The sequence below is a fragment of the Turicibacter bilis genome, assembly GCF_024499055.1.
In the GTDB taxonomy this organism is placed as follows: Bacteria; Bacillota_I; Bacilli_A; order MOL361; family Turicibacteraceae; genus Turicibacter; species Turicibacter bilis.
This window is the reverse complement of the sequence record NZ_CP071249.1, coordinates 1155001-1169817: the sequence shown is the minus strand read 5'-3', so window position 1 is coordinate 1169817 and position 14817 is coordinate 1155001. Positions and strand designations below refer to the sequence as shown.

Annotated in this window: 16 protein-coding genes (1 of these 16 only partly in view); 12 read left to right on the top strand and 4 right to left on the bottom strand. The window is 35.0% G+C overall.

What is annotated here, in order from left to right; genetic code table 11:
- Positions 1–6: 6 nt before the first annotated feature.
- On the bottom strand, positions 7–1839 hold the full coding sequence (locus tag J0J69_RS05755) for a glycoside hydrolase family 13 protein (protein ID WP_212724695.1): 1833 nt from the start codon (positions 1837–1839) through the stop codon (positions 7–9).
- A gap of 316 nt (positions 1840–2155) precedes the next feature.
- On the opposite strand from J0J69_RS05755, the gene yunB reads away from it, so the two are divergent.
- From yunB to J0J69_RS05735, 4 genes are all read left to right on the top strand, one after another.
- Complete coding sequence (yunB, locus tag J0J69_RS05750; RefSeq protein ID WP_237252785.1) at positions 2156–3004, top strand: sporulation protein YunB; 849 nt, start codon at positions 2156–2158, stop codon at positions 3002–3004.
- A gap of 652 nt (positions 3005–3656) precedes the next feature.
- Positions 3657–3959, top strand: coding sequence for a YutD family protein (locus tag J0J69_RS05745; protein WP_370456885.1), 303 nt, complete (start codon positions 3657–3659; stop codon positions 3957–3959).
- Positions 3960–3977: 18 nt separating this feature from the next.
- Positions 3978–4736, top strand: a complete 759-nt coding sequence (nucF, locus tag J0J69_RS05740; protein WP_055244701.1) for a 5' nucleotidase NucF — start codon at positions 3978–3980, stop codon at positions 4734–4736.
- A 45-nt stretch (positions 4737–4781) separates the two neighbouring features.
- Positions 4782–5576 (top strand): HAD family hydrolase, encoded by a 795-nt coding sequence (locus J0J69_RS05735; RefSeq protein WP_212726181.1) that lies wholly within the window; start codon positions 4782–4784, stop codon positions 5574–5576.
- 8 nt (positions 5577–5584) lie between these two features.
- Here the strand turns inward: J0J69_RS05735 and dapF are convergent, their stop codons facing one another.
- A complete protein-coding gene (dapF, locus tag J0J69_RS05730; RefSeq protein ID WP_212724698.1) occupies positions 5585–6433 on the bottom strand; it encodes a diaminopimelate epimerase in 849 nt (282 codons plus the stop codon).
- Positions 6434–6515: 82 nt separating this feature from the next.
- Between dapF and J0J69_RS05725 the strand changes: the two genes are divergently transcribed.
- Complete coding sequence (locus tag J0J69_RS05725; RefSeq protein ID WP_055244695.1) at positions 6516–6758, top strand: NifU family protein; 243 nt, start codon at positions 6516–6518, stop codon at positions 6756–6758.
- Positions 6759–6820: 62 nt separating this feature from the next.
- Here the strand turns inward: J0J69_RS05725 and J0J69_RS05720 are convergent, their stop codons facing one another.
- Positions 6821–7741 carry a YutH/CotS family kinase-like spore coat protein gene (locus J0J69_RS05720; protein WP_212724699.1) on the bottom strand — a complete coding sequence of 307 codons (921 nt, stop codon included), beginning with the start codon at positions 7739–7741 and terminating at the stop codon, positions 6821–6823.
- 91 nt (positions 7742–7832) lie between these two features.
- Between J0J69_RS05720 and J0J69_RS05715 the strand changes: the two genes are divergently transcribed.
- The 6 genes from J0J69_RS05715 (at position 7833) to J0J69_RS05690 (ending at position 13413) form a co-directional block, all read left to right on the top strand.
- A complete protein-coding gene (locus J0J69_RS05715; protein WP_212724700.1) occupies positions 7833–8321 on the top strand; it encodes a phosphatidylglycerophosphatase A family protein in 489 nt (162 codons plus the stop codon).
- Positions 8322–8352: 31 nt separating this feature from the next.
- Entirely contained in the window at positions 8353–8817 is a 465-nt protein-coding gene (locus tag J0J69_RS05710; RefSeq protein ID WP_212724701.1) for a divergent PAP2 family protein, read from the top strand.
- A 285-nt stretch (positions 8818–9102) separates the two neighbouring features.
- Positions 9103–10092 carry an NAD(P)/FAD-dependent oxidoreductase gene (locus J0J69_RS05705; RefSeq protein WP_212724702.1) on the top strand — a complete coding sequence of 330 codons (990 nt, stop codon included), beginning with the start codon at positions 9103–9105 and terminating at the stop codon, positions 10090–10092.
- A gap of 457 nt (positions 10093–10549) precedes the next feature.
- The gene (locus J0J69_RS05700) at positions 10550–10921 is read left to right on the top strand and encodes a CvfD/Ygs/GSP13 family RNA-binding post-transcriptional regulator (RefSeq protein WP_055244684.1); all 372 of its coding nucleotides are present in this window, start codon (positions 10550–10552) and stop codon (positions 10919–10921) included.
- Between the two features lie 4 nt (positions 10922–10925).
- Positions 10926–12278: a glucose-6-phosphate isomerase gene (locus J0J69_RS05695; RefSeq protein ID WP_055244682.1), complete on the top strand. Its 1353-nt coding sequence runs from the start codon at positions 10926–10928 to the stop codon at positions 12276–12278.
- A gap of 295 nt (positions 12279–12573) precedes the next feature.
- Positions 12574–13413: a coiled-coil domain-containing protein gene (locus J0J69_RS05690; protein ID WP_212724703.1), complete on the top strand. Its 840-nt coding sequence runs from the start codon at positions 12574–12576 to the stop codon at positions 13411–13413.
- Between the two features lie 31 nt (positions 13414–13444).
- Here the strand turns inward: J0J69_RS05690 and hdhA are convergent, their stop codons facing one another.
- Positions 13445–14233, bottom strand: coding sequence for a 7alpha-hydroxysteroid dehydrogenase (hdhA, locus tag J0J69_RS05685; protein WP_068758965.1), 789 nt, complete (start codon positions 14231–14233; stop codon positions 13445–13447).
- A gap of 153 nt (positions 14234–14386) precedes the next feature.
- Between hdhA and cysE the strand changes: the two genes are divergently transcribed.
- On the top strand, positions 14387–14817 hold the 5' portion of the coding sequence (cysE, locus tag J0J69_RS05680) for a serine O-acetyltransferase (RefSeq protein ID WP_055245276.1). 73 nt of this gene lie beyond the right edge of the window; only the first 431 of its 504 coding nucleotides appear in the window; its start codon is at positions 14387–14389; its stop codon lies off the right edge, out of view.

Below are 14817 nucleotides of genomic sequence, written 5' to 3'. Positions count from 1 at the left end.
ACATTCTTAAATTTTCTTAAGAATCCAAGCAGTATAAGGTTTCACTGGTAATGTCCCCTTCGTGTTTACTTCTGTGTTAGTCAACAATTCAGTATACACACCTTCTGGTAAAGAAGATAAATTAATGAGTTGAGATTTGTTATTGTTATTTAATATGACATAAATGATTTCATCATTTAATTGTTTTTTAAAAATAAGGTAAGAACCAGTATCACTAGCTTGTATCCATTCTAATTCAGAAGAACTTAAAGCTTTGTATGTTTTTCGAAGATGGATAAGTTGCTTTAAATAATCAAACATTTCTCGGTCCTGAGAGTCCTTATCCCAAATCATACATTTTCGACAAAGTGGATCAGCCCCACCATCTAGTCCAATTTCACTACCGTAATAAATACATGGTGTCCCTGCTTGTGTCATTAATAAAGTATAGGCGAGTAAAGCTTTCTTTTTATTTCCGCCACAAACTGTTAATAAACGCTGAGTATCATGGCTATCAAGTAAGTTAAACGCAGCTTCATTCACGTTTTTTGCATAGTCTGTCAATACCTTATTAATTGCAACCACAAACTGTGAGGAATTAGTTTTATTTTGAGCGACATAGTTTAAAATAGCATCTCCTAGTGGATAGTTCATGACGGCATCAAATTGATCACCGTTTAACCATGGCTGTGAATCATGCCACACTTCTCCTAAAATATAAACATCTTTTTTTACTTCACGAACAGCATTTCTAAATAAGCGCCAGAATGTATGATCAACTTCATTTGACACATCTAAGCGCCAACCATCAATATCAAATTCACGAATCCAGTAACGACCAACTTCTAAGAAATAGTCGATAACTTCAGGATTTTCTGTGTTTAACTTGGGCATATTTTGAGCGAATGCGAAAGCATCATAATTTAATCCACCTGGTTGTGTTAATGGATCAAAGTCATTTTCTATTAATGGGAATTTTCGAATATGGAACCAGTTTTTATATGTTGATTGTTCACCATATTTTAAGACATCCTGCCATTGAGGAAACTCCCAGCCACAATGATTAAACACGGCATCTAACATAATTTTCATTCCACGTTGATGAGCTTCTTTCACAAGTCTTCTAAATGTTGCTTTATCACCAAATTGTGGATCAATTTCAAAATAGTCTGTTGTATCATACTTATGTGTTGATGGTGATTTGAAAATAGGGCAGAAGTAGATCCCATTAACTCCAAGCTCTTGTAAGTGGTCAAGATTTTGAATCACACCTTCTAAATCGCCTCCATAGAATGTATCGTGTTTTGGATCGACACTTCCCCATTCTACTGTATGATCAGGATTTAATGCTGGATTTCCATTCGCAAATCGTTCAGGGAAAATTTGATACCAAATCGTTGATTTAACCCATTCTGGAGCGTTAAAAATATCAGCTGGATTTAAAAACGGGAAGCAGAAGAAATTTCCAATTTCGTTCAAATAAGGATAGTTTAAGTCGTCATCATCAGTTAGTGGGACGATTTTTTTCTCACCAAATAAAATTCGTTGTTCTTCACTTTCAAGGATAAAGGCGTAACGCATACGTCTGAATTCCGGCTTGACTTCAGCAAACCAAAAATCAAATAAATCGGTGGATGCTTCTTTTTTCATCTTGATTTCGTGGCTAATCCAACCTTGTGCTCCTTCGGCATTTAAGTTTCCACCTCCGCCACCGGCCATCCAATGATAAGGATCGCCAAAACGGACTGTAACCTGCTCGATATCATTTTTGGCGGTACGTAATCGTACATGAATCGTTTCTAAGTCGTATGAATAGGCATAATTTTGATTTGGTCGATGATAAATTGCATGTAAGTTCATTACTTTTCACTCCTTTTCCATATAAAACAGTTCAAGCCTGCTCGAGTTACGAATATACATTTATTACTGATGTAAGGATGCCTCCTTATATCCCCCATAGTGGAAAGCTAAGAGTTTTATTTTTATTTAAAATAGAATCACGTAATAAATGTATGATTGCCCCACCAGTTGAGGACTTTCTTCATTTTGTTTAGCGGTGGGGTCCTCGAGGGAACCCCTTACATTATGCCATTAGGGGGATGTAATCACAATGGAGTTTATTGGTGTAACCGGTTTTATTTTGGTAAAAAATTCAACAAAGGAGCGACGGTAAAAAATGACGAAACGAATGCGAAGACAGTCACGAAGAAGAAAAAAAACAACGAATTATTTTAAAAAGTGGAAACGACGAATTATTGCTATGGCAATCATAGGGGGATTCATTTATACAGCTCATTTTGTTTATAGTAATATTTATACAATTGTGATGAGTTATGCTTCAAAACAAACGGTTAATATTGCAACTTTAATTATAAAAGAAGCCATTGGGAGCAGCGACTTAGTCTCGTTTAAAGTAGAGGATGTCATTCATTTTGAAGAAAATGATGAAGGCTATGTCAGCAGTGTTTATATTAATACCCCTGAACTTAACCGTTTGCTCGTCTCGGCGACGCATCAAGTAGAGGAGAAGTTATTACTTGTTGAAAATGGAGATTTAAGTGAACTTGGATTAGATGCGATTTATGGCGGACCGTATGAAGATGGAATCTTACTCTCTGTCCCTTTAATGGCTGCGTTTAACCTCTCACTTTTTCATGAATATGGGCCACGATTTCCCGTTTCAGCTAAGATTATAGGGAATGCAGTGACTGACATCGAGACAGGTGTTCAACCGTATGGCATCAATAATGCGATGCTTGAGATTTTACTAAAAGTTACTGTTAGATTAAAAGTAACATTACCTTTTAAATCAGAGGAAACGACTGTCACTGTTTCTAGTCCGCTCGTCATTAAAATGATTACTGGACAAACACCACAATACTACTATATTGGAAGCAGTAGTGCTTCACCTCTTAGCCCATTCACGAATGAATCTGGAAAAACAAATGAAACACAGACACCTGCGCCAAATGCTTCTCCTGAACAAAGTGTACAAAATGGTATGGAAAACATTTTATTAGAATAGGTTAACGATAGATGAAGGTCATCAAATAGGCCACATTCCCTCACAAACCAGAGACGATATTTGCCTTTGCAAATAATGGAGGTTTTAGATCATTTATGATAAAATAAAATTATTGGATAAATATATAAGTCCAGATAAGTTTTTTACATGAAAAAAACTTTTAAAGCCTTACTAGTAGTAGATATATTTTCTTCAAAAATGGTAGGTAACCCTGGACTATAGGATGCTTTGCCCTAGCCGTTGAGGAAACATTTTCTTTGAAAATGCCAGGGAACTTAAGCCCTATCAGAGGAGGATAGCCATGATCTCACTCTTTGAGTGAGCCACATGGCATAGGGGACCCATACCCTAGCAATTGGGGAAAGCTACGAACTTCGTTACGTAGCATAGGGAACACATACCCTAGTAGTTGAGGAAACATTTTCTTTGAAAATGCCAGGGGACCTAAGCCCTATCAGAGGAGGATAGCCATGATCTCACTCTTTGAGTGAGCCACATGGCATAGGGGACCCATACCCTATCAATTGGGGAAAGCTACGAACTTCGTTACGTAGCATAGGGAACCCCCTTTAAAGTGGTTAAGGAATTCAGATTGATACAGAATTGTAACAGATACTTTAATATTTATATAGTAAAAAAAGAGGTGATGATTGTGAGTCGTTATCGTTATCAAGTGGTGAAAACACATCTCGTAGAATTTGACGAAGAATTATTTTATCAAAAACTAACAGAAATTTTAGAGAAATATGATGTCATTGTGGGAGATTTCTCAGGCGGACAACTTCGATTAAAAGGATTTTACTACAATGAACGTAAAAACGTTCCTTTAGATTTAAAATGTGTCACGATTCCAGAATATATCGCTGAGTATTGTGCATATGGATGCTCGTATTATGTCGTAGAAAAAATCGTGCCAAAACAACACTCAGAAGAATGGACAACATCGAAGAAATAGCAAGAAAGAGGAAGACTTATGTATAAAGGATATTTAATTGATTTAGATGGAACAGCTTATCATGGAACAAAAGTCGTTAAAGAAACATTAGAATTTGTTAAAGCTTTACACGAAAAACAAATCTCATATTTATTTTTAACAAACAATAGTACAAAAACACCGCAAATGGTGGCTGATGTTCTAGCGGACTTAGGATATCCGGTCACTGAACAACAAGTTTATACGCCATCAATGGCAACAGCCCAATATATTTACGATGAAAATCCAAATGCAAAAGTCTATATGATTGGTGAAATTGGACTTGAAACAGCCTTAGTTGAAAAAGGATTAACGATTACCAGTGAAAATCCTGATTATGTGGTTATTGGCTTAGATCGTGACATCAACTATGAAAAGCTAGGATTAGCTTGTTTAGCTATTCGTAATGGAGCAACATTCATCTCAACAAACGGTGATGTTGCTATTCCAACTGAGCGTGGCTTATTACCTGGAAATGGGGCTTTGACATCAGTCATCTCTGTTTCAACCGGAGTTGATCCAATCTTCATCGGAAAACCTGAACGTATTATTATGGAAAAAGCATTAGAATTAATTAATCTTCCTGCAGCAGAAGTTGCAATGATTGGAGACAATTATTTCACAGATATTTTAGCTGGAATTAATGCAAATGTTCCAACTATTTATATCGAAGGTGGCGTTTCAACACGAGAAGAAGTGATGAGTTATGACACACCACCCACACATGTTTTAAAAGACTTAACAGAATTTACAATTTAATAAAAGCCCGCGAGGGCTTTTTCTATGTCTAGAGGGGGATTAAATATGAAAAAAGCTATCTTTTTTGATATTGATGGAACACTCATTGATTGTATCAACGGTCATACTGATTTAACTAATCAGGTCAAACAGGCCATTCGTCGCTTACAACAAGAAGGTCATTATGCTTTCATTGCCACTGGCAGACCGTATGCTTTTTTAAGTGAAGCCATTTTATCTTTTGGTTTTGATGGATATATTTTAACCAATGGAGCACAAGTAATGATTGGAAATGAAACCATTTATAAAGAGGCACTTGATCCCACCTTCGTAAAAAATGCCACGGCAGAATTCGAACAACGTCAAATCCAGTACATGTTACAAAGCGATTGCTACTCGTACATGAAAGATGAATGTAAAGAATATTATCAATTTTTTGATAGCATCGGTATTTCACGAAACTACTTAGTTAGTGACTATCAGTTAGAAGACATTCAAACACAAAAAATTGAGATGCTTTGTCCCAATGATGAAGCCATGGAATATTGTTTATCACTCGTTGAACAAAATCCTGAATATGATTATGTTCAGAGTATTAGTGATCGCATATTTGAACTTTATTCAAAGAAAAACACAAAAGCGACAGGTATCCTAACGGCACTTAAACATTTAGGTATTCCTGTTGAACAAAGCTATGCTTTTGGTGATGGAAAAAATGATATCGAAATGTTATCAACTGTTGGATGCGGGATTGCTATGGGAAATGCAAGTGACGAAGTCAAATCCTATGCGCACCAAGTCACAGATAGTGTATTAGAAGATGGCGTAGCCACTGGAATTGAAAAATACATCCTAATATAAAAAGGACTTTAAAAGTCCTTTTTTTCACCTTCAAAAAAATAAGTCCCGCAACAAATTTTAGTGCAATGTCCGGTTGCCAAAAGATGTGCCTCTTCATTCCATTTTAAATAAAGATCACCGCCTGGTAAATGTACCGTGATCAATTCATATGGATTCACTTGCCGTCTCGCCACTGCACTGGCCACAGCAGCAGCCGCATTCGTCCCGCAAGCACTAGTCAAACCAGAGCCGCGTTCGTAAGTGGTTAATAATAATTCATTTGGATTAATAACTGTTAACATCCCAACATTAACATCATAATTTTTTGAAATTCGTTCCATTTCTTCCTCAAATGCCTCGTGGTCATCATCAGTATAAATGATGAAGTGAGGATTTCCCATGGAAATCATATCTGCTTGCCAAATTCCATATGGCGTTTCAATATCCCCACAGTAGTCAGTCACTTGACTTTTTAGGGAAAGGGGATGACAAGGATCGATGAGTGAATGGGCGAACCCTAAATCAACTGTTATTAAATCCTCTTCATGTGTTAAAATGGAAACGTTAGAGTCAGTTTCAATTGTGATTTGAGGCTGATTAAAACGTTCAATCTCTAATAAATAATGCCCGATGAGCCGTAACCCATTTCCACATGTTTTGGCACGAGAACCATCTCGGTTATAAATAATCATTTTAAAATCAGCAAGTTCGGATGGAAGCAAGATAATGATTCCATCTGCTAAAATTCCAGTTCGAGGATTAGTTATATGTTTAGCTAAATTGGCATAATCTAAAGAGAGCTCTGGTTGTTCAAGATAATTTAAAATTAAATAGTTATTGCCAATTGTCGATAATTTAGTGAAAAAAATAGGTTGCAAAGGTATTCCTCCTTATGTATATCTGTTTACTTTTTCAGGGCTACGTTTTATAATTTAACTAGTATCTAATGAGGTGATCGAAGTGAACGAAACAGAAAAACAGATCGTTGAAATTCTAGAAAAATTAAGACCCTACTTACAACGTGATGGTGGGGATGTTGAATATGTTAAATTCGAAGATGGAATTGTCTATGTCCAAATGTTAGGTGCATGTGTTGGCTGTGCCTCAATGGACTCTACGTTAAAAGACGGAATTGAACAAATTCTATTAGAAGAAGTTCCTGGTGTTATCGGCGTTGAAAATATTGAAGAATATTTAGCATAATAGTAAAAAAGAGGTCCTCTACTAGTTATATTCGAGTAGGTCCTCTTTTTTTACCATTTTATTTAATTTTTTGACAATGCCTCCGTTTTGACCCATTCAGGAACACGAAGTTCAATTAAATTGCTTCGATATACTTCATACGGTAATTGATAGAGTAATTTAGCATAGCTAAGCGCTTGCTCGTAGATTAATGGAATATTGACTTTTTCACCTTCTCTTAAGCTAAATAATGCATCGTAAAACTGAGTAGGGAAAAATAATCTTGCATATAAAAGCTTCCATTCTTCTTGACTAAGTGGATTAACTTGATTCACAATTTGAACAAATGATCGCACTTGAACTAAATCCTGATTCATTAAATAGAGGTGACGAATATATTCGCAGTAGCAGCGAGACTTATTATCTAAAGTCAATAGCTTAGGACAGAAACATTCAAATTTATAACTGGTTGGAGTCAGGCGCATATGACATAAAGAAACAGGGTACTTGACCTCGATCAGTTCATTGATAAATGTATAAGCTTGCTCATTTAGATGAATATAATAAGTAGCCAAGTCGAAGAATAAGAGTCGGTCATCTGCGGATAGTTGATCGATTAAGATGTTCAATTGTTCTTCATGTAATCGATTTTTGGCTGTCCAACGCTCTTTTAATTCAGGGGCAAGTGCATACGGTTCTGGATAAATGATGGGAATCTGGAGTGTGCGAATGTCGATAAAATCATGTAGTATGACAGTAGACTCTAACACATAGTAGTGTTGTCCTTCGAATAACACTGTCGTTGTATTATCCTTTGATAATAGAATTCGTTGCTGCGTACTATAGTGTAAAAATTGTAGAAGATGGAAAAAAATTGTATTTTTCTCTTTTCCAACTGATATAATATAAATGTAACGGTCACCTAACTTCGTATAATAGATATCGTTTAATTGTTCTAAATGGTCAATTTGGAGTTGATAATACCAATTAATTAGCTCCTTCATTCAGATCATCCTCAAATTTAAAAATAAGTATCTAATCTATATCTATGCGCGTGTGACATATAAATATGATAATTGAAGGGATGAATTTAAGATGGATCAAAAAGCATTAGAAGAATTAGTCATAAAGAAAATTAATGAGAGAGGCGTAACACTCGAACAAATTGCAGAATTAACGTATTTTCTACAGTCAAACTATTATGAAGGATTAACGTTAGAGGTTTGTCTTCATAACGTCAAGGCTGTTCTTAAAAAACGAGAAGTTCAAAATGCCGTCCTAACAGGCATTCGATTAGATGAATTGGCAGAAATGAATTTATTAGGAGAGCCGTTACAAGAAATGGTCGATCATGACTACTCTTTATATGGAATTGATGAAGTTCTCGCATTTTCGATTTTAAATGTTTATGGATCGATTGGGTTTACAAATTACGGTTATATTGATAAGCTTAAACCAGGAATTTTAGGTGAAGTTGATAAAAAAGGGAAAGCAGAAGGATGTTGTCAAACCTTTATGGATGATTTAGTCGGGGCTATTGCAGCAGCTGCCGCTAGTCGAATCGCACATCGTCGGGAAGTATAATTTTTCTTATTAGCAAAAGGGGGGAGTTACAATGTGGTTTAATTATGTATTAGAATCTGCAATCTTAGCTAATGTATTAGCGCAAATTATTAAAGTCCCACTTCGTTTGATTACAAAAAAAGAGTGGCGACCAACACTTGTTTTATCAACGGGAGGAATGCCGAGTTCACATTCGGCTTTTGTTGCTGCCCTTGCAACAGCAGTCGCATTCGTTAATGGAATCGATTCAACTGCATTTGCTATCTCTTTTTGTTTTGCAGCAGTGGTCATTTATGATGCGATGGGAATTCGTCGTCATGCGGGGCAACATGCCAAAATGTTAAATCAATTATTGGATGATTTAATGAAGACAGGAAATCTCTCAGTCTTTCAAGATGAAACCTATCAAAAGCGATTTAAAGAATTGTTAGGTCATGAACCACTAGAAACGTTCTGTGGAACGTTATTTGGAATCTTTGTTGCCGTTATCTATGGAATTATCGCAGGAGTTATTTAGAACTTTTAATGTGAAAAAGTTGTTTTAAGTGTTGGTTTTAGTTATACTATATATAAACCAAAATGCATTTCACGTTTTTATCATCAGTCTTAGTTATCAAAATACGTTGGTAGTAAGGCATCCTATAGTCCCGATAAAAGTTTTTACGATGTGAAAAACTTATCGGGACTTATATATATAAACAGAAATGAAATTTACATTTAACGCATCCAAGTTAAAGCTGTAAAATGTCGTGAATACAAGCTGACTATAGAAGTAGTAATCATATAAAAAGAGGTGAAGATGATGACGGAAAAAATTTATGATTTAACAATTATCGGAGCTGGGCCTGTTGGAATCTACGGTGCATTTTATGCAGGAATGCACGGAATGACAACAAAAATTATTGATGCTTTACCGGAGCTGGGGGGACAATTAGCTGCCTTATATCCTGAAAAGTACATCTATGATTTACCAGGTCATCCGAAAATTAAAGCAGGTGAAATGATTGAACAATTAAAAGTTCAAATGGATCAGTTTAAAGATCGAATTGACGTAGTGACTAACACAAACGTACAAACTGTTGAAAAGTTAGAAGATGGAACATTCAAAATCTGTACGGATAAAGAATGCCATTATTCTCGTTCAATTGTCATTACCGCTGGAAATGGAGCATTTACACCTCGTAAATTAGACGTTGCCAATGCCGATGAGTTTTCAAATATTCATTACTTCGTTTCAACAATGGAAACCTTTAAAGGAAAAGACGTTGTTATCTTTGGTGGAGGAGACTCAGCTGTCGACTGGGCATTAATGCTTGATGGAGTTGCTAAAAATGTCTCAATCGTTCATCGTCGCGATGAATTTAGAGCACATGCTTCTAGCGTTGAGAACTTAAAAGCTTCAAATGTAGAAATCTTAACGCCATATGTGGCTGCAGGCTTAACTGGAGAAAACGGACGTGTCACGGCTGTTGAATTAACAAACGTAACAACTAATGAAACAAAATTAGTGCATGCTGATGAAGTTATTGTTTTATATGGGTTTATTTCATCTCTTGGACCAATTAAAGAGTGGGATTTAGAATTAGATAAAAATGCACTTTGTGTAGATATTAGCCAACAAACAAGTATCAACGGAATCTTCGCAGCGGGAGATGCTTGTACGTTCGATGGAAAAATCAAAATGATTACAACAGGATTTGGTGAAGTGGTTGTTGCCATTAATGCAGCGATTGCTTATGCATATCCTGAAAAAGTACATCGTCATAAACATAGCTCTGCCATGATGAAATAAAAACATCTTAGAATCGAGCATCACGAAAAGAAGCCTTAGAGAATGAATTTAATCTCTAAGGCTTTTATGATGATTAAAAAGAATGACTTATGTTTAGAAATTAATCATATAATCAAACAGACAATAGTTTAAATTGTACAAGTTATCATGTTATATTGATATAGCAAGGTAACGTTTGAGTTACTAATATTCTTTAAATTAGCTAAATAAATTTTAATATGATAACTAGAGTCTTAGTATAAAAATAAGATTGATGCATCATAGAACACATCAATCAGAATCTTTTTAAGAGCCTAATAGAAATATAATATAAAAGGGTTTATTACACTTTTTTACCTGTAGATAACCGATGATACATAAAAAAATAAATCCAAAGTAAAAAAAATTCACAATATCGATTATATGGAAAAAACTTTATGATATAATGAAAGGGTATGTATGAACTGAGGTGTAAACGATGAAAATCAAAGAAGGGAGTATCGTACGAGGGAAAGTTACTGGTATCCAATCTTATGGTGCGTTCGTCCAATTGAGTGAAGATTGTAATGGATTAATTCATATCTCAGAACTGTCGGACGGATATGTGAAAGATATCCGTGATTTTGTTAACATCGGTCAATATATTGATGTAAAAGTCCTTAAATTTAATTCGGATAATCATCAAGCTCGGTTAAGTTTAAAGGGTGTTGCAAATAATAATTACCGATATCATCGTATGAAGGCGTCTGACTTTGAGACTTCAAGTGGATTTGCACCACTAGCCCAACATTTACCCATTTGGATTCGAGACTCACTCGAGAAAATAGCAAGGGTTAACAAGGAGGATTAACACAATGGGAAAATTCCTATCATTTAACTATGAGAATGCAGCATCATTTGTTGCGCCACATGAATTAGAATACGCGAATGAATTAGTAAAAGTACTTCACAATCGTATTCATGAACAAACAGGAGCAGGTAATGACTTCTTAGGATGGGTTGACTTACCTGAAAATTATGATAAAGACGAATTTGCTCGCATTCAAAAAGCAGCAGAAAAAATCCAATCAGATTCTGATGTATTATTAGTTATCGGAATCGGTGGATCTTACCTTGGAGCTCGTGCAGCTATTGAAGCATTAAATAATCATTTCTACAACTTACAAGATAAAGCAACACGTAAAGCACCACAAATTATCTTTGTAGGACATCATATTTCTTCAACTTACGTTCAAGAGTTAGTTGAATACTTAGCGGATAAAACATTCTCAATCAATGTTATCTCTAAATCTGGAACAACAACTGAACCAGCAATTGCATTCCGCGTATTTAAAAAATTATTAATCGAAAAAGTTGGACGTGAAGAAGCTAATAAACGTATCTACGCAACAACTGACGCTTCTAAAGGAGCATTAAAAACATTAGCGACTAGCGAAGGATACGAATCATTCATCGTTCCAGATAATGTAGGTGGGCGTTTCTCAGTTTTAACGGCTGTAGGATTATTACCAATCGCTGTAAGTGGAATCAACATCGAAGATATGATGCGTGGAGCAAATGATGCTCGTGCTGAATATGCTAATCCAAACTTAGCAGAAAACGAAGCTTATCAATATGCAGTTATCCGTAACGCATTATACTCAAAAGGTAAAACAATCGAAATGTTAATCAACTACGAACCAGCATTATTATACTTCAATGAATGGTGGAAACAATTATTCGGAGAGTCAGAAGGTAAAGATCAAAAAGGAATCTTCCCAGCATCTGCTTCATTCTCAACAGATTTACACTCAATGGGACAATATATTCAAGAAGGTCGTCGTGACATCTTCGAAACAGTTGTAAACGTAGTAAAACCAACTCGTGAAGTTGTATTAGAAGCTGAAGAATCAGATTTAGATGGATTAAACTATTTAGCTGGACAAACAATTGACTTTGTTAATAAAAAAGCCTTCCAAGGAACATTATTAGCTCACGTTGATGGTGGAGTTCCAAACTTAATCATCGATTTACCAGAATTATCAGCTTATAGCTTTGGATACTTAGTATACTTCTTCGAAAAAGCATGTGCAATGAGTGGATATATCTTAGGCGTTAACCCATTTGACCAACCAGGTGTAGAAGCTTACAAGAAAAACATGTTCGCATTACTTGGAAAACCAGGTAACGAAGAATTAAAAGCTCAATTAGAAGCTCGTTTAAAATAATCTAATCCTAACATAGGACTTTCTCATCTTGATGGGAAAGTCTTTTTTATTAGTTAAAATATGACAAATAGGGTACTATCTCTTATAACAAGGGAAGAAAAATGAATTAGGCACATCCTTTAAAATATAGACTTTTTTATATTTTTAGAACAATAGTCATATAATGACCTAAATAGCGACTATACTATCTATATGATTGAATTTTTAATTAAACGTTGTTATAATTTCGAGTATGACATAATATGTAAAAATGAATGAGATACTGACTGTTTTCAAGATAAAAGGAGAGATATAAATGGTCGAGGTTAACGGCTTATCAAAAGATGAAATTATCGCTAATCTTTGGTTAACAGATGAAATGATTAATGAAATTGAAATTGTAAAACGTGAGATAGATAAAAAGAAAGCTTCATTAGATTCAACAATTGTAGCTACAGAGCAAGAACATTTAAAAGCAGTAGAAACAAAATACTATGATAGCTCAGAGTATAAAGCGCATCAAGATTACAATGGACTTATTGAGAAACTGAAAGATTTTAAAGGAGTTGCCATTTTAATTGATTTAATTGTCTGTGTTCTATTATCATATGCCTTAATTATATTTAATGTGAATTTCTTATATGTTATTTTATTATTTATTATTACGGTCGTTATTTTTTATCTACTATATCAACAAGGAACTAAATATTATTTAAATAAGCAAAAGCCTGCTCCTATTCCATCATTAGAAAGTGTTATTGAAGAAGTTAAAATGAGTTATGAGTATCAACAAATTCCAAACTCATTACTTGCTAATCATATGAGAGATGAAATGAAAAAACTAAATCAACAATTATCGGAATTAGAGGCTACCTTAATTGAAAAAACAGTTTTACCTGAAATCTATCGTATGAGAGCTAAAGAAGTTGTTTGGTACTTAGAAAACTTAATGGCAGACAATTTAAAAGAAGCTTTAGCAGCTTTAGTAGAAGGTGATCATCGAGAGCAAGTGAAACAGATGATTGAAGAACAAAATCAAGAAATTAATCAATTAAAAGATATCACAGCCAAATTAATGGAACATAATCAAAAATTAGCTCATAAATTAGAACAACAACGTCAACAACTGGTTGAATTAGAAAATAGAAAGAAATAATAAAAGGTCACCTTTCATAGGTGACCTTTTATTATTGTTTAACAGTTTCGCCGTATAAAGGGCTGGGAAGCCCAAAACCACCGGCGACTTCTAACAATTGACCGGTAATAAAAGAAGATTCGTCACTAGCTAAAAATAAAACAGCATTAGCAATATCCTCTGGTTGTCCAAAACGATGGAGTGGGACGTGTTTGAGAAACGATTGAATAAAGTCGTCTGACATATTTTGTAGAGCTGCGTCCGTTGCAATTAAGCCTGGTAAAACGGCATTACATCGAATGTTATGTTTCGCATATTGAATTGCAATATTTTGTGTTAGTGAATTAATAGCTGATTTAGAAACGCCATACCCTAATCGAGCTACATCAGGTAAGATTGATCCAATCGAAGAGATATTCACAATTGAGCCACTTTCCTGCTTAAGCATTTGTTCAATGGCAAATTTACAAGGCAGATAAACACTACTGAGATTAAAGTTCATCGTATTGAAAAAGGTTTCAGTATTTCCGGACACGAGGTCTAAGTCAGTTTCTGAATCTGTCCCCCCATAATTATTAACTAATATATCTAGGTGGCCGGCTTCTTCAATAACTGTCTTGACCATAGTCTCATACGTTTCTGTTTTTGTCGCATCAAAGTAAACACTTTTAGCGTCATAGCCATTTTCCAATAATTCTTGACAGATTTGATTAGCAGCCTCTAATCGACGAGCCCCAATATAAACAGTTGCTCCGTGCTGAGCCAACGTTTTAACACATTGTAGTCCAATTCCTCGTGTACCAGATGTAACAAGTGCAACTTTGTTTGCTAATTTTTTCATATATCTGATTCTCCTTTATAGGTTAAAGTTAATTATATTATGTGGGATTTATGCAGTTTTATATCCTCTAATTTTCCTGCTAAAACTAATCAATTATTATCGAGGGATTCATACGATAATAATAGGAATCAAGTAAAAAAGGAGAGAGGCGAAATGAAAGAGTATTTTGAATCTATTAAAAGAAGAGATCCAGCAGCAAGAAATATTATTCAAATTATCTTGTTATATCCTGGCGTGCAAGCAGTCTTTTGGTATCGTATTGCACACTTTTTATATATACACCATTTAAAATTTATTGCAGAATTAATGATGTTCATCGTAAGATGTTGTCTTAATATAGAAATTCATCCAGCCGCTCAAATAGGGAAGAGATTATTTATTGATCATGGAACAGGTGTCGTTATCGGAGCGACTAGTATTATTGGTGATGATGTAACAATGTACCATGGGGTTACATTAGGTGGAGTCGGTAGAGGCGATGTTACAGGTAAACGGCATCCAACCGTTGAAAGTAACGTTACAATAGGTACTGGTGCAAAAATATTAGGGAATATTACATTAGGAAAAGGTTGTATAATTGGAGC